22 protein-coding genes are annotated in these 21,142 nt (G+C 65.7%); 7 read left to right on the top strand and 15 right to left on the bottom strand.

Going from position 1 to position 21,142, the window contains the following annotated elements; translation table 11 throughout:
- The first annotated feature begins 102 nt into the window (after positions 1-102).
- From NGM15_RS10625 to NGM15_RS10615, 3 genes are all read left to right on the top strand, one after another.
- Complete coding sequence (locus NGM15_RS10625) at positions 103-1,341, top strand: digeranylgeranylglycerophospholipid reductase (protein ID WP_253430585.1); 1,239 nt, start codon at positions 103-105, stop codon at positions 1,339-1,341.
- Between the two features lie 55 nt (positions 1,342-1,396).
- Positions 1,397-1,792 carry a PLD nuclease N-terminal domain-containing protein gene (locus NGM15_RS10620; protein ID WP_253430583.1) on the top strand — a complete coding sequence of 132 codons (396 nt, stop codon included), beginning with the start codon at positions 1,397-1,399 and terminating at the stop codon, positions 1,790-1,792.
- A gap of 292 nt (positions 1,793-2,084) precedes the next feature.
- On the top strand, positions 2,085-3,713 hold the full coding sequence (locus NGM15_RS10615) for a hypothetical protein (RefSeq protein WP_253430580.1): 1,629 nt from the start codon (positions 2,085-2,087) through the stop codon (positions 3,711-3,713).
- Positions 3,714-3,754: 41 nt separating this feature from the next.
- Here NGM15_RS10615 and NGM15_RS10610 read toward each other — a convergent pair whose 3' ends face one another.
- The 8 genes from NGM15_RS10610 to NGM15_RS10575 form a co-directional block, all read right to left on the bottom strand.
- Complete coding sequence (locus NGM15_RS10610) at positions 3,755-5,440, bottom strand: aldehyde ferredoxin oxidoreductase family protein (protein ID WP_253430577.1); 1,686 nt, start codon at positions 5,438-5,440, stop codon at positions 3,755-3,757.
- Positions 5,441-5,531: 91 nt separating this feature from the next.
- Entirely contained in the window at positions 5,532-5,933 is a 402-nt protein-coding gene (locus NGM15_RS10605; protein WP_253430574.1) for a DUF7344 domain-containing protein, read from the bottom strand.
- Positions 5,934-6,193: 260 nt separating this feature from the next.
- The gene (locus NGM15_RS10600; RefSeq protein WP_253430571.1) at positions 6,194-6,475 is read right to left on the bottom strand and encodes a HalOD1 output domain-containing protein; all 282 of its coding nucleotides are present in this window, start codon (positions 6,473-6,475) and stop codon (positions 6,194-6,196) included.
- Between the two features lie 329 nt (positions 6,476-6,804).
- On the bottom strand, positions 6,805-7,596 hold the full coding sequence (locus NGM15_RS10595) for a helix-turn-helix transcriptional regulator (protein ID WP_253430569.1): 792 nt from the start codon (positions 7,594-7,596) through the stop codon (positions 6,805-6,807).
- A 127-nt stretch (positions 7,597-7,723) separates the two neighbouring features.
- Positions 7,724-8,710, bottom strand: a complete 987-nt coding sequence (locus NGM15_RS10590; RefSeq protein WP_253430567.1) for a hypothetical protein — start codon at positions 8,708-8,710, stop codon at positions 7,724-7,726.
- Positions 8,711-8,877: 167 nt separating this feature from the next.
- On the bottom strand, positions 8,878-9,678 hold the full coding sequence (locus NGM15_RS10585; protein ID WP_253430564.1) for an N-acyl homoserine lactonase family protein: 801 nt from the start codon (positions 9,676-9,678) through the stop codon (positions 8,878-8,880).
- Positions 9,679-9,780: 102 nt separating this feature from the next.
- Complete coding sequence (locus NGM15_RS10580) at positions 9,781-10,917, bottom strand: ABC transporter ATP-binding protein (RefSeq protein WP_425494442.1); 1,137 nt, start codon at positions 10,915-10,917, stop codon at positions 9,781-9,783.
- Entirely contained in the window at positions 10,907-12,730 is a 1,824-nt protein-coding gene (locus tag NGM15_RS10575; protein WP_253438035.1) for an ABC transporter permease, read from the bottom strand. The genes NGM15_RS10580 and NGM15_RS10575 overlap by 11 nt, the downstream gene beginning before the upstream one ends.
- Positions 12,731-12,921: 191 nt before the next feature.
- Here NGM15_RS10575 and NGM15_RS10570 point away from each other — a divergent pair, with 191 nt between their 5' ends.
- Entirely contained in the window at positions 12,922-13,239 is a 318-nt protein-coding gene (locus tag NGM15_RS10570; RefSeq protein ID WP_253430561.1) for a thiamine-binding protein, read from the top strand.
- Positions 13,240-13,327: 88 nt separating this feature from the next.
- Here the strand turns inward: NGM15_RS10570 and NGM15_RS10565 are convergent, their stop codons facing one another.
- The 5 genes from NGM15_RS10565 to NGM15_RS10545 all read right to left on the bottom strand — a co-directional run bounded on the left by NGM15_RS10565 (position 13,328) and on the right by NGM15_RS10545 (position 16,718).
- The gene (locus tag NGM15_RS10565; RefSeq protein ID WP_253430558.1) at positions 13,328-14,491 is read right to left on the bottom strand and encodes a thiamine ABC transporter substrate-binding protein; all 1,164 of its coding nucleotides are present in this window, start codon (positions 14,489-14,491) and stop codon (positions 13,328-13,330) included.
- A gap of 102 nt (positions 14,492-14,593) precedes the next feature.
- A complete protein-coding gene (locus NGM15_RS10560; protein ID WP_253430556.1) occupies positions 14,594-14,833 on the bottom strand; it encodes a hypothetical protein in 240 nt (79 codons plus the stop codon).
- A gap of 103 nt (positions 14,834-14,936) precedes the next feature.
- A complete protein-coding gene (locus tag NGM15_RS10555) occupies positions 14,937-15,356 on the bottom strand; it encodes an HIT family protein (protein WP_253430553.1) in 420 nt (139 codons plus the stop codon).
- Positions 15,357-15,597: 241 nt separating this feature from the next.
- Complete coding sequence (locus NGM15_RS10550) at positions 15,598-16,257, bottom strand: uracil-DNA glycosylase (protein WP_253430551.1); 660 nt, start codon at positions 16,255-16,257, stop codon at positions 15,598-15,600.
- Between the two features lie 164 nt (positions 16,258-16,421).
- Positions 16,422-16,718, bottom strand: a complete 297-nt coding sequence (locus NGM15_RS10545) for a DUF6432 family protein (protein WP_253430548.1) — start codon at positions 16,716-16,718, stop codon at positions 16,422-16,424.
- 104 nt (positions 16,719-16,822) lie between these two features.
- Between NGM15_RS10545 and NGM15_RS10540 the strand changes: the two genes are divergently transcribed.
- Complete coding sequence (locus tag NGM15_RS10540; protein ID WP_253430546.1) at positions 16,823-17,803, top strand: DUF7093 family protein; 981 nt, start codon at positions 16,823-16,825, stop codon at positions 17,801-17,803.
- Between the two features lie 338 nt (positions 17,804-18,141).
- Positions 18,142-18,525 (top strand): DUF5611 family protein, encoded by a 384-nt coding sequence (locus NGM15_RS10535; RefSeq protein WP_253430544.1) that lies wholly within the window; start codon positions 18,142-18,144, stop codon positions 18,523-18,525.
- Between the two features lie 299 nt (positions 18,526-18,824).
- On the opposite strand, the gene NGM15_RS10530 is transcribed toward NGM15_RS10535, so the two are convergent.
- On the bottom strand, positions 18,825-19,304 hold the full coding sequence (locus NGM15_RS10530; protein WP_253430542.1) for a hypothetical protein: 480 nt from the start codon (positions 19,302-19,304) through the stop codon (positions 18,825-18,827).
- A 101-nt stretch (positions 19,305-19,405) separates the two neighbouring features.
- On the opposite strand from NGM15_RS10530, the gene NGM15_RS10525 reads away from it, so the two are divergent.
- Complete coding sequence (locus NGM15_RS10525; protein WP_253430539.1) at positions 19,406-19,591, top strand: hypothetical protein; 186 nt, start codon at positions 19,406-19,408, stop codon at positions 19,589-19,591.
- 4 nt (positions 19,592-19,595) lie between these two features.
- On the opposite strand, the gene NGM15_RS10520 is transcribed toward NGM15_RS10525, so the two are convergent.
- A complete protein-coding gene (locus tag NGM15_RS10520) occupies positions 19,596-21,131 on the bottom strand; it encodes a heme-binding protein (protein ID WP_253430536.1) in 1,536 nt (511 codons plus the stop codon).
- Positions 21,132-21,142 lie beyond the last annotated feature (11 nt).

Here is a 21,142-nt window from a genome sequence, read left to right as displayed (position 1 = left end):
CAGCCTACGAGTGCAAGGTGGTCGCATATCTCACGCGAGTGTGACGTTCATTCGCGAACATAACTGGGTATACTCATAATGCTCCAGCACAGTCTGTGCCTTATGAACGGAGATTGCGACGTAGTGATCGCCGGGGCTGGGCCCGCTGGTGCGCAGTGTGCGCGGGACCTGGCTGCCCGCGGATACGACGTCGTCGTCCTCGAGACGGAGGCGGAAGACGAGTTCCCGAAACAGAGCAACAAGTCGACGGCTGGCACGTTCCCATCGATGATGGCCTCGTTCGGGATTCCCGACGACGTCGTCCAGCAGTTCACCGAATCCGTGGTGCTCGAGTCGCCGAACGACTACTACGTGCAGGATCAGCCAGGTGCCGTCCTGGACTTCGGGAAGTTCAAGCGATTCCTGGTCGAGGACGGCCGCGAGAAGGGTGCGGAGTACCGCTTCGACTCGCGAGCGACAGCGCCGATCACGGAGGGTGACGAACCCGTCGGCGTCACCTACAGCGGCTCCGAGGAACTCCTCGCCGACATCGTGATCGACGCGACGGGTCCCGCGGCGCCGCTGGCGAAGAAACTCGGCGTGAGCGACCTCAAGCGGAAGAACCACGCCATCGGGATCGAGTACGAACTCGAGGGGATCGAGGTCGACCACCCCGACTACGCCGACCTGACCGACGCCATGATGTTGCGCCTCGACCACGACATCGCGCCGGGGGGTTACTCCTGGATCTTCCACACCGGCGAGGACACCGCGAAGGTGGGCGTCTGTTACATCCAGAACGACAGTCACCACCAGCACGGCCGGGACAACTTCAACATCGACGATTACCTCCAGCACTGGATCGACACCGATCCCCGATTCGCAGAGGCCGAGCGAATCGAGGGCCGCCAGCATCGCGGATCGGCGCACATCCAGCCGCCAGGCCAGATCCACACCGATCGGTTCATGGCGATCGGCGACACCGTCCCGACCGTCGACCCGCTGTGGGGCGAGGGAATCCACACCTGCATGAAGTCCGGGCGGGCGGCCGCCGTCGCCGCCGACAGCTGTCTCAAACACGGCCAGATCGAGCCCACCGCCGACAATCTCGCGGTCTACGACACGCTCTGGCACCGGGACGTCGCCCCGAACGTGGACACGCGGCTCCTGATGACCCACCTGCTCTACCTCGCCTCGAACGACCGCTACGACGACCTCATGGCGGACCTGAACCGCTTCGACACCGACACGCTGGCCCAGGCTAACAAAGGGAGCCGACTCGCGCTCGCGAAACTCCTCGGCGTTCGGGACCTGCCGTTGATCGCCCGTGTGCTCCGGGCGCGGCGGGAGTGGTACAACTAGAGTTCTAGATATCTGGAGGCAATCCGTTTAGAACCCTCGAGCGCCAACCACCGATATGGACTCGCTGGGGCTCGCCACGCTCGTTCTCGCCTCGATCACGTTTTTCGCCGGTCTCGCTGCGTACGTCTACCGCGACGCCCGCGAAGTCGGGATGTCTAACCCGCGGAAGTGGGCCGTGATCGTGTTCGCGGTGCCGGTCTACGGCGCCATCGTCTACTTGCTCGCTCGCAGCGAACTGGACTACGACCCCGAGACGGACCCCTACCGGGGCGGCGCCGTCAACGTCCACCCCTCGAGGGCCGACGAGGTGCCCTGGACTGTTCGGTCGGGGACCGACGAGGATGTGGGTGAGGATGGAAGCGGAGACGCTGATGCCGAAGACGAGTGGAACGATCCCGCGCCGCTCGAGGACCTCGAGGACCTCGGGGCCGACGAGGGCGACCGCGAGTGAGCGCCGGACCTCGCCGGGACACTCGGACGGCACGGACTGACGGCGACCACCGACGTCAGGTCGAGTGACGAGTACGGCGTCTCCAGCGATTGGTGAGCCACGCCAGCTAGCCCACCCACCTCGACACAGACTGTTACTATATTTTCTATAGCAATGAGCTATGCCAATTACTATATGTTCTATACTATTGAGTGGAGACAATTCCTATATGTTCTATACTATTGTCTCATCCTCCGGTCGCACCAAATGCCAAACCGTGAGAGTGAACCACCCCCCGGTGTAACCTCGAGCAGTGACCTCCTCGAGTCAGCGCGTCCTCGCCGCCGCTCGCGCCGCGGGACAGATTGCGGCGGTTCGCCATCGCGTCGAACTCCGGCGCCGTCGTCGCCACCCGCAACTGGCGGCCGCCGTCGTGCTCGGCGCGACGTTCGCCACGCTGTTGCTCGTCGGCACCGTTCCGGTCCCCCTCTACGAGTCCGTCTGGCCCGAACCCGGCGCCTACCACTACGGCACCCTCGTCGGCACCGAGAGCGACCGCGTCCTGGAACGTACGCGCGAACTCGCGGCGACGGGACTCGTTCTGACGGCGGGTCTCGGCGCGCTGGGGGCGACGACGAGCGACGGCTGGGAGACCCCACCGACCGAGGCCGTCACCGCAGTCCCGCTCTCGTCGGCGATCACCGGCGTCCTGGGGGCAGCCCTGCTCGAGCACGGCTGGTTCGTCGCCCCGGCCACGCTGGGGGCTGCCCTGGCGTTCACGGCCGGGACGGGGTCTCCCGCGACGCTGGCTGGCGCAGTCGTCGGCGGCGGCGCCATCCTCCTGACCGGCCTGCTCGCCGGAACCGCCGTCGGCGTCGCCATTCGGGCCGCCATCCGACGTTCCCCGCGACTCTACAGCGCCCGGTACGCCGTGAGCGTCCTCCTCCTGTTCGTCACCTTCGTTGGACTCGCCGTCAGCCGTCGGGTCGCCGGCGTGCTCGGCTCGACGCCGCTCGGCTGGTACGGCGACCTCGCGCTCGCGACCACGCCCGGTCTCGAGGCGGGGCCAGTCCAGGCCGGGGCTGCACTGCTCGTCGCCACAGGCGTGATCCCCCTCGCCCTGGGAACGACCCTCGTTTCCGGCCGCTCGCTGTGGTTCGCCGAGACCGTCCTGGACGACGGTATCGTCTCCGACTCGCGTCCCGGCCGGCCGACGCGTTTCGTGGGACGGGCGCTCGAGGCGCGATTCGGCCGGGCGACGGCGGGAGCGACCGCGGCGGTGTGGCGACGGATGCGTCGGTCGCCGCGGGCGATGCTCTACGTCGTCCTGCCGCTGGCGTTCGTGGGTCCGGTGACCGCCGACGTGTCGACGACGGCACCCGCCCTGCTCGCGCCGCTCGTCGTCCTGTACGCCGCTTCGGCGGTCGGCCTCGGGACGACGCTCAACCCCCTCGGGAACGAACGGGTCGTCCTGGAACTCGTGCGGACCACGCCGGGCGGGCCGGACGCCATCCTCCGGGGGCACGCCCTCGCCGCGCTCGTCCCCGGTGTGCCAGTCGTCGCCACCGCCGCGCTCCTCGTCGGTGCCGCCGCCGGCTATCCACCTCTGACGAGCGTCGGATTCGCGGTCGCCGCGACGCTGGTGACGATTGGCGGGACGGGCCTCTCGCTCGCCGTCGGCGCCTACCTCCCGAACCTGGAGGGACCGACGCCCGCCTCCCTGTCGCCGCCCGAACTGTACGCCATGCTCGTCTACCTCGCCGCGATGGTCGTCGTCGCGAGCCCGCTCTTCGTCGGATTCGGGACGGAGATCGCCGACTCGCTCGTGGGAATTGCGGCGACGGTGGCCCTCTGTGGCGTCTCCGGTGGAGTCGCGGGGCTCGGCGGGTATCGATACGCGAGACGGCGGCTCGAGGCGTTCGAACCCGGCGTGGACAGCTGAAACGGCGAGAACGGCGAGAGCGGCAGAAACAGCCGAACCAGTCAGTCGTCGCTCGAGACCGGCTCGCCCGCACCGACGGCTTCTGTCGGGACGGTGCCGTCGTCGTTCCAGCCACGCTCGGCGTAATACGCCGACAGGGCGTCGTCGAAGCCCGGAAGATCGTAGGGCAGTCGGTCGTCAGCCCGATCCATGCCGCGCCGGTTGTTGAAGTGGCGCTCCATCGCGACGACCTCACCGCCGATAGCCAGCAGGTCGTCGTAGTCCGCGTCGAGCAGCGTCTCGAGGCGGTCGGCGTCGACGAAGTCCCGGGAGAACTTACACAGGACCGCGCTGTCCTTGACGACGTTCAGGTTCTCCTTCTCGACGACCTTCGAGGGTTTCCCCTCGAGCCCCTCCTTGTCGATTGCCTGGTCCTGGTCGACCAGCGGGTACTCGAGCGAGTAGAACTCGGCGTACATGTGATCGGCACCGCGGTTGGACGTGGCAAAGGACAGTCCCTGCCCGTTGAGCGTGCGGCCGTCGTGGGCGGGGAACTCGAGGCCCTTGACCGACCAGTTGTCGACGCCCAGTTCGTCGTGGATGCGGTCGACGCCCTCGGCGAGCGTATCGCCAATTCCCTCCCGGTGGGCGATTCTTTCGACGGTCTCGTGGATCAGGTCGGCGTCGCCGAAGGCGTCCTCGCTCGCGAGGTACGCCGAGACGACGTCGCCCGCGGAGATGGTGTCCATCCCGAGTTCGTCACACAGTTTGTTCGACTGCATCACGTCGACGATGTCGTCGACGCCGGCGTTCGAGCCGAACGCCATCACCGTCTCGTACTCCGGGCCCTCGGTCTCGAGGCCGGATTCGTCGTCCCTGGTCGGGAGTTTGCAGGCGAACGCACATGCCGAGCAGGTCCCCTTCTTGTACTTCTTCTCCTCGACCCGGTCGCCGCTGATGCCTTCGGCGCCCTCGAAGCTCAGTTCCGAGAAGTACCGCGTCGGTAGGGCCTCGACCGTGCTCGCGAACTCGGTCATCGAGGAGGTGCCCTGCCGTTTCATGATGTGGTCGGACTGGGCGGCCTCGCGGTGGACGTCCATCTGAAGGGGCGGAATCTCGACGTCGTGCGTCGAATCTCCGTCGAAGGTGATCGCCTTGACTTTCTTCGACCCGAGCACGGCTCCGAGGCCGCCGCGGCCGAACGCGCGTTCGCGGGAGGTCATGATCGAGGCGAAGCGAACCCGGTTCTCGCCTGCGGGGCCGATCGTCACCGTGTGCTCGGCCTCGAGGCCGTGTTCGTCCTCGATGTACTCACAGATTTCGCTCGTCTCGGCCCCCTCGAGCGCCGACGCGTCCTCGAACTCGACGCCGTTGTCCGTAACGTGCACGATCACGAGGTCGTCGCTCTCGCCCGCGACCTCGACGGCGCCGTAGCCCGTCGCCGTGAAGTTCCGCGAGAGGAAGCCCCCGGCGTTCGAGGAGAGCAGGCCGTCGGTCAGCGGCGAAAGCCCTGTCGCCGACATCCGTCCGGTAAAACTCATCGTCGAGTGCTGGAGCGGCCCCGTCGCGAAGAAGAGGCGGTTCTCGGGCCCGAACGGGTCCGCGTCGAACGGAATTCGGTCGTGAGCGAGTTTTGTCCCGACCGCACGACCGCCGACGTAGTGCTCGAGTACGTCGTCGATCGATTCGGTCTCCCACGAACGGTTCTCGAGGTCGATCGTGAGCAGTGGTCCCCTGGCGTGGTTCATACCTCACTGTGTCACGCGGCCGTGCAAAACGGTACCGGTTATCGAGCTCGAGGCGCGGAGGCTACGACGACAGGTCGGAGGTCGCGGGGGGCTACGACGAGCGATCGTAGGTGTCTCGTGGCTCGCCACAGATCGCGTCCATCCGGGCGGCGATGCGTTCCCCGGTTTCGGTGAGGAGGGCTGTCTTCGTCTCCGGGTCGTAGTCGATCGCGTCCGCGTCAGCGAGTTTTGGAATGTGTACGTGGTGGAGCGAGATCGTGATCGACCGGAGGTGGTCGTGCTGGGCGTCCGCGTGGTCTGAGATCGAGTGCAACCGATGGCTCGATTCGCGAGACGAGATTTCCTCGGCTAATTCCCCGAGGGTCGCCGGGCCGGTCGTTTCCTCGAGGTACCGTACCACCACGCGGCGCCGCTGGTCGGCCAGAAGGTCGAACGTCGAGGTCGCTACGTTGGGCTGCTCGAACAGCGCTGGTGATGGGATGTTCGTCGTCATGTGCTGATCGTACTCCGGGGTTGGGTGGTGACGGGAATAATCTCGGTTCCTACGTGTTTTGACCGGATTTTCCGTACCGTTCGGACCACGTGAACGTTCCGCGAGGAGCTGACGACCGACGGCTCCTGGATCCAGCGGTCAGAAAACGGCGGCTGTTCGTGAGCGACGAGTCGTGTTGTGCACGACAGTTGCGGCTCGGAGGGATCCTGCTCGTTATGCGTTGCTCGCTCGATTGCTCAACCGCTCGAAGGCTCGAACGATCAGTCCAGGTGCTCGATTCGAACCGTGCCGGTGCCACGGACAGTGACATCGAAGCCGTTGCTCACGAAGTGAAACGACTGTCGGCTCGACCGGGAGCCGACGCGTTCGAGCAGGGCTGGATCGACATCGTGGTAGAGCGGTCGCAGATCGGTCGACGAACAGCCCTGAATCGTCGCCATTGCCTCGGCGATCGACACTGTCGTTTCGCGGTCGTCGTCGAGTCGAAGTTCGTACGCGTCTGTAGAGGTTTCCCGTACCACGGTATCGAGATTACGGTCCATACTGGTCATTGGTGGATCTCTGTGAGTCGTCCGTTCGAAGGGAACGACGCCCCATCGTTCGAAACGGACACCAGCGAGTTGTATATACCCGATGGAATAATCCGGCAACGAATCGTCTGAATCCCATAAACGGGACGTTTCCGAACGTTCGACAGCTTTGTATCAGTCGAACGAGTTGCATTGATCGAACAAGTTGCATCGATCGAACAGCACACGCTGATACGGCAATCGAGGACGTCCAGGAGGCGTCGAATCGTCCAGGGACAGCCATCTCGAGACGCCAGCAGTCGCTGATTCCAGCGTCTCGCGTGGCGGAATCGAGATTTCCGTCACTCCATCCGGAACGCGTCCGTGTCCGCCGCGTACTCCGCGTAGAGCGATTCGGCCCACGACCGCGCCCCGGGATCGGTCGTCTCGACGAACGCACGGGCGATGCCCGACTCGTCGTGTGCCGCCAGGCCCACCCGCTCGTCGAAGAGAAAGAGTTCGAACGGAACGTTTTCGGCGACGTAGACCTCGAATCGCCCGGTCTCGAACGCCTCCATCGCCTCCTCGACGTGTTGCTCGAGGATGATATCGATGATCCGTTGGTCGAAGATCACCTCGATTTCCGTGCCGTCCAGGATCTCCCGTCGGGCCACGTCGACGTAGAGTGGCGAGATGATACTCGAGAACATTCGGAGGGAGTCCGTCGCTTCGATGAGATCGGTGATGCGCTTGACGCCGACGTGTGCCTGCCGGTGGCCCGAACAGGTCACGGTCGCGTCGGTGAAGTGCTCGATCGGGAGCTCCGGCGCCGAATCGTCGATCGTGTTCAGAAACGGCTCGATCCGTCGCGCGGCCTCGAGGTTCGTTCGAAGCGTGCGAAGTTCGCCGGCGACGACGTCGCCGAGGCCGGTGCTCTCGAAGCGGTCGGCCGGTTTCTCGACGAGCCCGTGCGCCTCGAGCGCATCGGCCGCCCGGTGAACGGTCGACCGGGCCATCTCGAGCTGGTCGGCCAGTTCGCGGGCCGTCCGCGGTTGATCGGCCAGTCGTTCCAGGAGCTCGGATCGAGTCATCACCTCCTGGACGAAGTCTCGATTCCGGCGGGGTTCCGGATCGGTTCGCTCTCGGTCAGTCACGTCCCATCACCGCCGAAACGGGGCGTTCGTGTGGTCGGCTGCCTCCGGTCGTGGCGAGTCGGTGTCCGTTTCCGAACGGCTATTCTCGCGTTCGTGTTCCCGTTCACGCTCGTATTTCCCCGCCCCGTCATTTTCGGCCCCGGCTTTCCAGATGGCACGCGAGCACAGTCTCGAGCCCCTCGAGAAGCGCTCGGACGTCGACGCTCTCGATGTCAGCGGCGTACCCCTCGACCCGCTTGTAATGTTCCGACCACCGTTCGAGTAACCGGTCTTCGATATTCGCCTCCTGGATCCGTGCGACGATCTCGTCTCGGTCGGCGGTCGCAGGATCCGCACGCAATCGCTCGAGTTGCTCGCGTGAAACGATGTCCCGTTCCAGGGCGGAGACGACGACGCCAGAACTGCAGTCTCCCTCCTCGAGTTCGCGCTCCCACGTGGTGACCCAGTTGCCGATACGGGTCATCTGCTGGGCACGTCTGAGCACGTCTCGCAGCTGTCCGAGTTCGGAACGGTCGAACGACGGCGAGTACAGTAGATCGATAGAGGCGTAGGTGAACAACATCATGTTGTGACTGTCGTAGACGGTGGTTTCCTCGAGGGATGCCAGCTCGAGGTGGTGGTTCAGCAGGTAGGTGTACTCGATGGCGGTGTTGGTTCGATCGAGGTCGAACTGGAGCAGGTCACAAAATTCCGCGTACCGGGGTGCCGACTCGAGTCCGTCGGCGACGTGCGCCCAGACCTCGTGGGCGAGTGTGACGGCCGCCGCGTCGACCTCCGGACGCGTCTCGTCGGCCACCTGGTGGTCGAACGGCGCTTTCGCGGCCTCACGAAACGTGTGTACGTCCTCGTCGCGTTCTGCGAGGTCGTCGAGGATGGTGACGTACAGCGACGCCAGTAGCTTACTCTCTCGGACCTGCTGGCTGTCGCCGGGACGGACGCACGAGAGGGTAATCTCCGGAAAGAGGAAGTAGAGCCACCTCCAGAGGAAGCGGTCCCGTTCGTCGACGGTGTCCTCGTAGGTCTCCAGGAGGGTCGAAACGGACGCGGGAAGGGCAGTTTGCTCGATCTGCTCGAGGTGGGCCGTGCCAGTGAGATTTGTGTTCGGTGTGGTCATTATATAGGGGGTCGGTACGACGAAGGACGTTTTTCGGTCCGAGGTGTCACCGAGGGTGCGACTCGTCGGTGTCAGTTGACAGGGTGGCGCGCGCTATGGGCCATAGTAGCGTGTGACAACCTCATAAATATAACCATGTGTTATTTTGTATGTTCAGGTGACACGACTCACTCGAGTGCGTTCGGCGGGTCCGGCAGGCGTCGCTGTTCGTCTGGATCGTGGTGGACGACGACGTCCGCGTCGGCGACCCGGGCGCGATCCTTGATCGCGGCGATCGAGTCGACCGACGCCTCGAGCGACCACGCGAACGAGGCCGCCAGTTCCTGCTCGTAGCCCGCGCGACTGTTCGCCGCGTCGGCCGTGAGGATCGTCGTCCCCGATGTGAGGCCCACTTCGAGGGACTGGTGACCCGGCGTGTGTCCAGGCGTCGGGAAGGCGACGGCCGATTCGTCGCCGAAGACGTCGTACTCGCCCGTGATCGCGACGACGTCGGCGTCGAGTTCCCGGAGGTGGCGAAAGTCGCCCTCGAGGTAGAACAGCCGCTGGGGGCCGTCGGGCCAGAACGCGTAGCGCAGTTCCTCCTTCCGGACGACGACCGTCGCCTCGGGGAACGAATCGAGATTCCCCGCGTGATCCGTGTGGAGGTGTGAGAGGACGACTGTGTCCACGTCCTCTGGTTCGTAACCGAGGTCCGCGAGGTGCTCGACCGGGGGCTTCCCCGCCGAGAGGTCGATCGTCTCGGCGAATTCGGCCATGTGGGGTGCTCCTCGCGGGCCGTATTCGAGCGGCGCCGTCGCCATCTCGTGGCTCACGCCCGTATCGAACAGGGCGAGTCCGTCGGGGTGCTCGAGCAGGTAGCACGGACACCAGCCGACGTAGGGTTCGCCGGGGTCCTGGAGCTGGGTCGCGGCGCTGTTGTCGAAGGTCCACGTCGCCGTGTTCAGCCGGTAGAGTCGCTCGACTGGCATACGTGTCCCTTCGACTCGAGGGTGATGAATCTATCCGGGAGATCGGGTACGGCTGCGTTCGGCGCCGTCTGTCTCTGCTCACGTGAGTTTTCGGCTCACCGCTCACTGACCGACGACGTGCGCGTCACCCGGCTCGAACCCGACCCGGACCTCCCCTGAGAGCGGCTCGCGCGTTCGCAACACGACGTCCCGGCCCTGCCAATCCAGGTGAACGCGCGTCGTCTCACCGAGGAACTCCGAACTCTCGACGGTGCCCACGAACGTGTTCGTCGGCGCCTCGAGCGCGAGGTGTTCGGGGCGAACGCAGAAGGTCAGCGCCTCGCCTCGGTTCGCCACGTTGCTCTGGTCAGCCGCGATGTCGAACTCGGTTCCAGCGACGCCGACTCGAGCTCGCGTCTCGCCGCCGTAGCCGTCGACATCGACGCCGACCACCTCGCCCTCGAAGACGTTGTTGTCCCCGACGAACTCGGCGACGAAGCGCGTCTGGGGGCGGTGGTAGATCGTTCGAGGCGGGGCGACCTGCTCGGGCGCCCCCGCGCGCATGACGGCCACGCGGTCGGAGATGGCGAGGGCCTCCTCCTGGTCGTGGGTGACGTACACCGTCGTAATCCCCAATTCCCGCTGGATCGCTTTCACCTGGACGCGAAGGCGCTCTCGGAGTTGCGCGTCCAGGGCGCTCATCGGCTCGTCGAGCAGGAGGACGTCCGGGCCGGGCGCCAGCGCGCGGGCGATGGACACACGCTGTTGCTGGCCGCCCGAGAGTTCGTCCGGGTCGCGGTCGGCCATCCCCTCGAGGTCGACCAGCTCGAGCAACTCCCGTACTCGCTCCTCGCGCGAGACGTCCCCTGGCGGGTCGGCGAAGTTGAGCCCGTAGGCGACGTTCTCGCCGACGGTCATGTGTGGGAACAGCGCGTAGTTCTGGAAGACGACGCCGACGTCGCGATCCTCGGGCGGGACGTCGGTCACGTCCTCGTCGTGGAACCGGACAGTCCCTGTACTTGGTGCCTCGAACCCGGCGACGAGCCGGAGCGTCGTGGTCTTCCCACAGCCCGAGGGGCCGACGAGGGTGAAGAACTCGCCCTCGCGGACGCGGATCGAGACGTCGTCGACGGCCGTCGTCTCGCCGTACGTTTTCGAGACGCCCGTGAGTTCGAGCGCGATCGGCGCCTCACCGTCGCCGTCGTCGGCCGATCCGTCGATTGTCCGTACGCGATCGAGCCCGTTCCGTTCAGAGGCCAACGCGATCACCCCCGAGGCGGTCGATGACGACGAAACTGAACGCGGTGACGACGAGCAAGACGACGCCCATGGCGGTCGCTGGTCCGAGGCGACGACCGATGAATCGTTCGATCGCGATCGGCATCGTGTACTGGTCGGTACCCGTCGCGAGAATCACCGTCGCGGAGAACTCGCCCATCGAAATCGCCACCGCAAACGCCGCGCCTGCGACGACGCCCGGCCAGACCAGGGGCAACTCGACGTCGAGCAACGCTCTGGTTCGGGAGGCCCCGAGTGCACGAGCGGACTCGAGGAGGCTGTGATCGATCGACTCGAGCCCCGGCGCGACGGTGCGGACGACGAACGGGTAACAGGCGACGGCGTGGGCGGCGACGATGGCCACCGCGCCCGTGACGGTGATTCGGTAGTGCCAGACCTCGAATCCGAAGACCGGGCCACGAAGCAGGCCGATACCGACGACGATGCCGGAGACGGCGAGCGGGGCCATGGCGACCACGTCGACGAGTTTCCGCCCGCGGTAGCGCCGCGTCGTCAGCACCGAGACGACGACACCCATCGGGAGGGAGACGGCAAGTGCCGCGGCGGCGAACAGCAGGGAATTACGGATGGCGGGCCAGGGCCGAACCTGGAACGCCGCCGCGGTCGCCTGGCGCTCGAGGAGGAAGCCGTAGTGGGCCAGAGTGAACTCGCCGCCGGGGGTGGTGACACTCCGGACGAGCAGGCTCGCGATGGGGGCGACGAAGACGAACAGGGCGATCACGCCGTAGACGGCCAGGCCGATTCGGGGAAGGAGTTCGCGCATAGAGAACGACGACGGTGCGAGCGACTTCCGGGGAAGCGGTCGAATTCCGCTCGAGCGAACCGTGTGTTTCGCCTCATAACGGAGGTAGCCGTAGAGTACGCCGAGCGAGATCAGCAGCTCCACGATCGCCAGGGCGGCGGCCTCGGCGTAGTTCAGGTCCTGGACGAGCTGGTAGACGAACACCTCGACGGTCGACAGCCGGATGCCTCCGAGTGCGAGGACGATGGGGAAGGTGCCGAACGTGAAGACGAACGTCAGCGCTGCCCCCATCAGCGCGGCGGGGTACAGCTGCGGGGCGACCACGTCTCGGAAGGCCCGGAACGGCCCGGCCCCGAGGCTGCGAGCGGTCTCGAACGCGCTGGCGTCGACGGACTCCCAGGCCGCCGTCGTCACCCGTGCGATCAGCGGCGCGTTGTAGAAGGCGTGAGCTATCAGGATCGCCTCGAGACTGTACATGAGCGAGACCGGTCCCAGCCCGAGGGGCTCGAGGACGGCGTTGAGCGTGCCGCTCCGGCCGAAGGTGGCGACGAAGCCGACGGCGACCATGATCGACGGCATGACGAAGGGGAGAATCGTCAGCGAGCGCAGCGTGCGTCGTCCCCGGAACTCGTAGCGCGCGAGCAGGTAGGCCATCGGCAGGCCGAGCGCGAGCGAGAGGAGCGTCGAGAGGAACGCCTGGTAGGCGGTGAAGCCGACGATGCCCAGCCGACGGTCGCTCGTGAGCAGGTCCGAGAGGACCTCGAACGGGGGTTCGCCGGCGAGGAGTCTCGCGAAGTCGCCGAAGTAGAACGGATCGGTCACCAGGTCGGCGAAGACTGCGAGCGTGAGGACGCCGTCGACGACGACCGATTCGACGAACACCGTCGCCACGGGGTAGTAAAACATCGCGAGCAGCAACCCAATCGTGACGACGGCGCCGGCGGCGAGCGCCCGCCGTTCGAGGCGGTCGCGGACGGTTCGGTGGGGGGTGGGGGATCGACCCGACCCGCCGCCGGAGGGACTCCCCGGCATCGCCGCACTCGCGTCACCGCCGTCGGGGCTTGTACGGTCGGGATCGGTCGTCACGTTGGTGCCTCCGTCGGTCGTGGTCGCGTTCGGACTCGAGCCCAGGATCGAGAGCGACGCTGGACGCTGAACCGTCCAGGACGGGCCCGACGTCGGCGACCGTCACCACTAACTCCCGCTCGCGCCAACGCCCGACTATGACCGTCTTTGCACTGCTCCGCGTCTCGCCCATCACCGAGGACGACATCACGACCGACGTGGCCGCCGCCATCGACGCCCTCGAGGACTACAACGTCACCTACGAGACGACGCCGATGGCGACGACGCTCGAGGCCGACGACGTCCACGAACTGTTCGCGGCGTGTGCGGCAGCCCACGAGGCCGTCGACCGCGCGCACGTCCAGACGCTCGTCCAGGTCGACGACAAGCGTGAGGTCGAGATGACCGCGAGCGACAAGGTCGACGCTGTCGAGGGCGAACTCGGGCGCGACGCCAGGAGTCAGCGCGAGGAGTGAGGTCGGCGCTGACGCCACACTCGAGGTGCGCGGCGAGGGGACGCGATACGGCGGGACGGAGGCGAACATCTCGATTTTCGTGTCGCGCTCAGCGGCCGCCGGCGGCCATGCGACTCCAGTCGTCGAGCCACCCCGAGAGGTTGCCGCTGAGTTCCTCGTAGTCGTAAAAGACGGGCTCTTCGGGCTCTCTGGCGTACTCCTCGAACACCTCCGGTAGTTCCGTCTTCTCGTTGGTCGGCCCGGTGACGTTACGCTCGGCGACGACCGCCTGGACCTCCGGATCGAGGACGAAATCTATGAACTTGTGGGCCAGGTCGTCGTTCGTCCCGCTCGAAAAGCGGACGACGCCGGAGTAGTTGGCGTAGGACTGCCCGTCGAGCAGCGCGACCTGGTGTTTCTCGAGGTCGTTGCCGAAGCGTTTGGCGTAGACGCGGTCGTTCGCGTAGGAGACGATGATCGGGAGTTCGTCGTTCTCGAACTGGGTGTAGACGTCGCTCCAGGAGTCGAGCACGCGGGCACCGTTGTCGAGCAGGTCCGACCAGTAGTCGAGGTAGTCGTACTCACCGCCCTCGCCGAACTCGTTGAGCGTCCACAGCAAGAATAGAAGTCCCGTCGTATCCTGGGGAGTCGGGATGCCGATCTGTCCCTCGTAGGCCGGATCGAGCAAATCCTCGAACGTCTCAGGCGTCAGGCCGGTACGGCCGTCGTAAACGATTGCACAGAGGGCCCGGTAGGTCGGGATCACGCGTCCCTGAGGATCGAACTCGTGTTGCTCGCCGATGTCGTCTGCGTTCTCGAGCACCGAGCGGTCGGTTTCGACGAAGAGGTCGCCGTCGGTGTTCTCGTCGACGCGGACGAGGTCGTGGGGGCTCGCTCCGTAGTAGAGCTCGGGTTCGATCTCGGCGCCCTCGTTGTAGCGTTCGACGTAGTGAGTGAGTTCGCGCTCGGGCGTGTGCCACTCGAGGGTGGCGTCGTAGCGCTGTTCGAACTCCTCTTTGATCCAGACGCCGGGGCTGTCACTCGGTGCGTCGACGAACGAGGTGTAGGTGGCGACGTGGAGCGTGTCGTCGTCAGCGTTGCCGTTGCCATTGCCATTACCATTGCTATCGTTTGCGTCGCCGTTTCCGTTAGCGCCGTCCCCGTTTCCATTTCCGTTCCCGTCCCCGTCCCCGTCCGACGTATCCTGGATGCACCCCGCCACGCCGACGATCGTGCCGCCAGCCGTACTCGTGAGAAACGTGCGTCGTCTCATTACCTCGTGGTTGAACCGGGTGGTATGTAAACGGCGTGGTACGCGAATTGTGTGCTGTGTGGTGGCAATCTCACTGCGTCGGCGTCCGTTATCCGGTTGCGCTTACAGCAGTCGTTCGTACAGCGGCACGACGAGCGTCCAGAACAGGACGAAGACGCCGCCGGCGGCGATCACGACGAGCCACAGCCGATCGCCGGTAACGGCCCCAGTCGGTGGTCCGCTCGCGACGGCCGCGACGGTCGCGAACAACAGGAGAAAACAGGTCAGAAAACTCCCGAGCTCGATCGCTGTAGCGACCGGATGGGCTCGAAACCGCGCGCCGATACCGGCGATCCCGCGCATGGCTCGAGGCTCGCGGTCGAACGAAATAAGACTCCCGGCCTTCGGTTGCAGGCTGGCACGACTAGCGGCACGCAGCACCCGGGTTCGTCTCGCCGTTCCGGCTTCAGACCCGTTCGTCGATCGCGGCCGCGATTTCGTCGAGTTCGTCGTCCTCGAGGTCCGGCGTCTCGCCCGCGACGGCGTGAATCGGGCCGCCACCGTCGCCGTCGAATCGCGGGACGATGTGGCAGTGAACGTGGGGCACCTCCTGGCCGGCGGCCTCGCCGTTGTTGAACGCTACGGTCGTCGCGTCGGCATCGACGACGTCTTCGACCGCCGGTACGAGGCGGTGGATCGTCGCGTACAGATCCGCGGCGACGTCCTCGGGGACGTCGTTCAGCCGCTCGTACTCGTCTCTCGGGATCACCAGCGTGTGCCCCGGCGCGAGCGGGTTGGCGTCGAGGAAGGCGAACGTGGTTTCGTCTTCGTACACGACCCGCGCGGGAATGTCGCCCGCGACGATCTGGCTGAATATCGTCGACATACGAGACGATGGGACGGCCTGATCAAAGAACGTTGCCACCGGCGACGGTCGCGGGGCCGGCTCGACCGACGACTTTCCCTGCTCGAGTCGCGTCGGTGCGTCCCGAGCGGTGGCTTCGCGCTCAGGCAGCGGGTTCGGGTCCAGGCAGCGGGTTCGGGTCCAGGCAGCGGCTTTGCGTCCAGACAGTGGCTTCGAACTCGGGTTGTAAGTTCGCGTCTAGACAGTGGCTTCGCGGCAATGGTCAGCCGTCGACCAGCGCGTCGAGTTGCGCCCGCAGGTCCGCGCGGTACTCCTTGGGGTCGTACCCCAACCGCCCGAGCCACACATCCTGGTACGATGGGTGCAGGATCGGCAACAGCCACGCCTCCAGGCGATCACACCACCTGGGCTCGAGCACCGTCTCCAGAAAGCCGTCGAGTGAATCGTCCTCGAACGCCAGCACCGTCGTCGTTGCGTGCCTACCCGTCGCGAGGATCACGGCGGGATCGGCCCGCTCGAGTTCGGTCAGCAGGTGCCCCCGGCAGGCCGACCGTTCCTCGGCGGTCGGCTCGCGATTCGTCGTCGGATCCTTCGAGTCCGCCGGAAAGCACTTCACCGCGTTCGTGTAGAAGACGTCGTCTCCGTAGCCCACCGCCTCGAGCAACTCGCGAATGCGTCGACCGGAGTGTCGCGAGGTGTAAGCCATGCCGGTCCAGTTCCCGCCGCGCCAGCGTTCGGCCTCCGGATCACCCTGGCCGGGGGCCTCGCCGACGACGAGCACCGAGGCCGCGAGCGGGCCGGTCCCCCAGGAGATACACTCGCGGTGGTCGACGAGGTGAGGACAGCGCGCGCAATCGGCCTCCAGGACGTGTCGTTCGCTTGGAAACGCGGGATCGGCGTCGGTCGGCGGCGTATCGGGCACGTGCCAGTGAAGGGGTCGGTCGGGTTTAGGTGGTGCGTTTTTGCTCGAGCTGAGCGAGGCGTTCGAGCCAATCGAAACCGACGGCTGCCTCGCATCTTCGCCTCGTTCTGGCGGAGTCAGGAGTTAGAAGCGAGAACGCCCGCCACCGAGGCTGCCTGGGCCACCTATAACGAAAACCGTTCGCGCAATCGCTCGAGCAGGGAGTCCTCTTCGTCGAGGTCGTTCTCGTCGGGAACGACGCGCTCGTCCGGTTTGATGACCGTCCGGCTCGTCTGGTTGTCGATCACGATGAGCCCGTCGTCCTTGAGCGTCGCGAGGGCCTCCTCGAGGTCGTCGATGCTGACGGCGACCTCGGCTCGAAGCTCGAAGACCGTCATCCCGTTCTCGGTTCGGTCGACGAGCGCGTCGAGCACGGCGACCTCCGTCGCGGACCGGTCCCGGAACTCCCGTTTCGCTCTCATCCGGTCTGCCCTTCGTGACGCTGGGATTTGACGTTTGCCGTTGTCCCACTCGACGGCGGTTCTTGCAGTACGTTTTTTATGGCCTGGGTTGGAACGGTCTGACAATGGCCCTTCGATGTTCGCTGCTCGGGCACGACTTCGGCGAGACTGAAGTCGACCGCGAGCGCGAAGAACGGGGAAGCGAGGTCGTCGTCACCGTGACCGAGTACCAGCGGTGTCAGCGCTGTGGCGAGAAGAACGTCATCAGCGAGAACACTGAGGTGACCGCCCTCGGTCCCGATACCGCCGCGCGTTCCCCAGACGAATCTGCATCCGACCAGCCCCCGTCTCCCGGGATCGACGATCCAGCCAGTGGCGGTCTCCAGGACGGTGAATCGACCGAGGAAGCGGCGACGAGCGCTGGGGATCCCAGTGATGCGGCTGAAGTCGATGTCGAAGCCGAAGCTGAAGCCGTAGCCGGGGATGCGGACGAGACGGCGGAGGAGGACGAAGACGGAGACGACGACCTCGAGATTCCCACGGACGAAAACGGCGACCCGATCACCGACGACGCCGAAATTCTGACCGAACCCGATCCCGATGACGGCGACCGGGAACACGGCGAGTGGCCCGAGTCGGACGACGTCGGCCCGCCGGTCGGTTCGGCGGCCGAACCGACCGCGTGGCCCGAGGAGGAAGGCGCCGACGGGGACGGGAACGGGGACGACTCGTCGGTCGAGTCCGACGATCTCGAGACGACGTTCGTCGAGGAGGACGTCGGTGCGGGCGCGAACACGAACGTGAATACAGGCGAAAACGAGACCGTGACCGAAAACGAAGCCACTCGAGACGAACCGGTCACCGACGACGCGGTGTTCGTCGACGCCGAACCGGAACCGTCGCCCCAGCAATCGGACTCTTACACCGGTATCGCTAGCGCACAGGCCGCACCCGACCCGAGCAAAGCCACGACACAGGGTGGCGCCAACACCGAGTTCTTCTGTCCGCAGTGTTCGTTCGTCGCTCCCGGCGACCGCGGCTCCCTTCGCGCGGGCGACATCTGCCCTGAGTGTCGCAAGGGATACCTCGGCGAGCGCGAACGGTAGGCCGATTCCTTCGTCTCGTCCCTTATTTTGGTCTCGACGTCCCTGATTTCGGTCTCGCCCTCGGTGCTCGAGTCCGTTCCAGACCACGATCCCATCCCAGGTCTCGGCCTAGTTCCAGGTCTCGGTCCAGTTCCAGACCTGGAGCCCGTTCCAGACCTGGAGCCCGTTCCAGACCTGGAGCCCGTTCCAACCTCGAGCACCGAACACAACCCCCTCCCTCTCGACGACCTCGAGCCAACGACTCGATCCAGGCCGGTCGCCGCCTGCAACGGACTCCCACCTCACAGCCGCTGGCGACGATGAAAAGAGGTAAACACTACCCCGTACATGACTCTGCCATGAAGGAGTACAAGATGCGCCGCGGTGAACATCTCGAGGACCGAATCCCCGACATGAAAGCCACCGTCGAAGACTACTTCGGCTCGATCACGGACACCGAGGAGTTCAAGGGAAGCGACCTCTACGTCGTCGAAGAACCCGACAACCCCGTCTTCGAGCGCATCACCGTCGGTGCCGTCCAGTACTCCGGCAAGAAGGACAAACTCGCCGTCGACTTCGTCGAACGCGACCCCACCGAACTCGGCCCCGACGAACTCGAGGCCGCCGGCGAGGCCGTCTCCGCGAAGAACGACTTCCTGCTCGAGGCGACCGCCCGCGACGCCAAGTCCCGGCGCGAGTCGCTCAAGCGAGCGGTCGAGGACGATCCGGACCACGACTTCTAGGACCCACCTTTTGCGCTGCAGTCTAACGCGCTGACGCCAGCATAGCTGGCGCACAGCGCGTCGTCCTTCGGCAAAAGCTGGACCAAAAGCATTCCTCACTCCCGTTGGTCGCTCGTCAGCCCGCTCGCTCGGCGACGCCTCGCTCGCGGTGCAATTACTGGGCTGGCGACCGACCGCCTGCCCTTCCCCGACTCGCGACCATCGCCTATTCGGCGATGCTCGCTTGCGGCCACGTGGTGGTGATCGCTGTTACTGAGCCCGGTAGGGCGTTCGAGAACTCGAGTCGAAACTGCCTCGACTCACCGATCCTCGCGCCGTTGATGGACTTCGAGCAGCCCGATTCCGTCGTCGCTTTCGCGCACATCGATCACGTCGCCGACGCGAACCTCGTCGAAGTCCTCGCTCACGATTGAGACCGAGCGACAGCCACTCACGGCGTCGGGTTCGTCGATGGGGACAGAATCGCAGACTCGAGCACGGAGCCGAATCTCGGGGTACGTCGACTCGAGTTCCTGGCGGAGGTCGCCCCCGAGCACCAGCGGCTCGCCGTCGGCAACCGTCTCCTCGAGGTCCTCGTGAACGGTTTCATAGGTCGGTCCCTCGAGGCCGTCACGCCTGGTGAGGAGCGTGACCGTTCGTCGCTCACCCGTCTCGATGTCGACCTCGACCCCCTCGATCGACTTCTCCAGGACGACGACGCGCTCGGCGAGCCCGAGACGATAGAAACAGCCGGCGAGGGCGACAGCGGGGGCGCAAGCGAGGAACGCGCGGCGATTCACACACGACTCTCGAGGGTGGATCGTGGTGTACTTTTCCCTCTCGTCGTGCTCATCGAGTCGAAATCACCATTCCTATCCGCTCGCGGTCGAACCTGCGAGCAATGGACCTCCAGACGTTCCTCGCGGCGACGCTCGCTGCGCACGTGGGACTCACGATTTTCGTCACGGTTCACGCGACGTTCACGGACAGAGAACTCGGAAAGTGGCCCTTCGTGACCCTCGTGCTCGGCCTCGCGGGGGTCGCCGGCTACTTCTTTTACGACGAGTCGCCCGAGGCGGGGATCTAGGCGATCAGGCCAGGAACACGTGGCGTGGGCGTTCGGTCAAGATGTCGCGGCCCCACTCGACGGTCTCGGCGAACGCGTCGCTGCGGAAGAACGCCATCGCGTCCTCGCGGGCGTCCCAGCGGCTGGCGATGAACATGTCGTTCTCGTCCTCGAGATTCGCTAGTAGGGTAGTCTTCCGGTGGCCGTCCATGTCCGCGAGCGCGTCGCCGACGTCCTCGAAGGTTCCGACGAAGTCCCCGCGGTGATCCGGTTCGACGGCGTAGAACATCCCCATCGTGCCCCATGAGTCGCCGTCGTCGCCCGCCTGTCGGACGACGTCGGGGAGGTCCCCGAGGAAGCCAGCAGCCGTGTTCGCGGCGCGTTCGGTCTCCCAGAGGCTGACGACGGCGGCTTCGTCGCCTCCGTCGCCTTCGGCGTCGTAGACGGCCGTCTTGACGTGGCTGTCGTAGTGATCGAAGTTCGCCCGGAGGCCCTGGACCTCCTCGAAGAGGTCGTCGACGTCGGCGGCGGAGTAGAGCACCACCGCGTGGACGTCCTCGCCGTGGGGCTTCCCGGCGTAGACCCCGAGGTCCTCGAGTTCGTCGCGGACGTCGCTGTCGTCTCCGCCGTCGCTCCCGTGTGCGTGATCGTGGCCGCTCGAGTCGCCACTTTTGCCACGGCCGTGACCGCTCGAGCCGTGATCGTGATGGCCGCGTCCGCCCTCGCCGTGGTGGTTCGAGCCGTGTCCGTGCCCGTGCCCGTCGTCTACTTCTTGCGACACTCGCTCGCCCGCCAGGAGTGCCCCCAGGTTTTCGGGCGCGAACCGCCGCCCGAAGCGGAACCGGCCGAACTCTCCGAAGCGCGAACTCGAGGGATCGAACCGCATCTCGTAGAGCAGTTCCTTGATGTCGGCCGGATCGTCCGCGAACAGCGTCACGCCCCACTCGTGGTCGTCGAGGCCGACGCTTCCGGAGATGATCTGGGTGACGCGACCGGCGTACTTCCGACCGATGTCACCGTGGCCGGACATGTACTCCGCGCGTTCGTCGAACGGCAGGTCGTACCAGTTCCACTCGGCGTCGCGGCGCTTGTCCATCGGGTAAAAGGAAACGTACTCGGCGTCGGGAATCTCGGGTTCGAGGCGGGACTCGATGTAGCGGGCGATGCCGGAGTCCGCCTTTCCACCCTCTTCGAAGTACTCCTCGGACATGTAGCCCGAGACCTCCGTAACGGAGAGATAGGAGTCGGTGTGCTCGGTAAACTCGGCCAGGGCCGTCCCCTCGAAGCGGCGCTCGAGGGCGTCGAGGTCGGCGATCGTCGGCCGGAGGTGAAGCACCATGAAATCGGCCTCGTGGCCGATGACGGAGAAGACGGCCGAACCACCCTCCTCGGCGTCGACGTCGGTCAGGGACGTCGCACTCGAGAGGTAGTCGATGCCCTCATCGAGCGCGCGCTCGCGCCGGCGTTCCGGGGCGTTTCGCCAGGCGTCCCAGTCGACCGACCGGAAGTCGTGTAGCACGTACCAGCCTTCCTCGGTCTGTGGCGGTCTGCGTCGGTCCATACGTGGGGCTT

The organism is Natronosalvus halobius, from assembly GCF_024138145.1.
Taxonomy (GTDB): domain Archaea; phylum Halobacteriota; class Halobacteria; order Halobacteriales; family Natrialbaceae; genus Natronosalvus; species Natronosalvus halobius.
The sequence above is the reverse complement of the archived record's forward strand: the minus strand, read 5'-3'. Positions and strand labels throughout refer to the sequence as shown.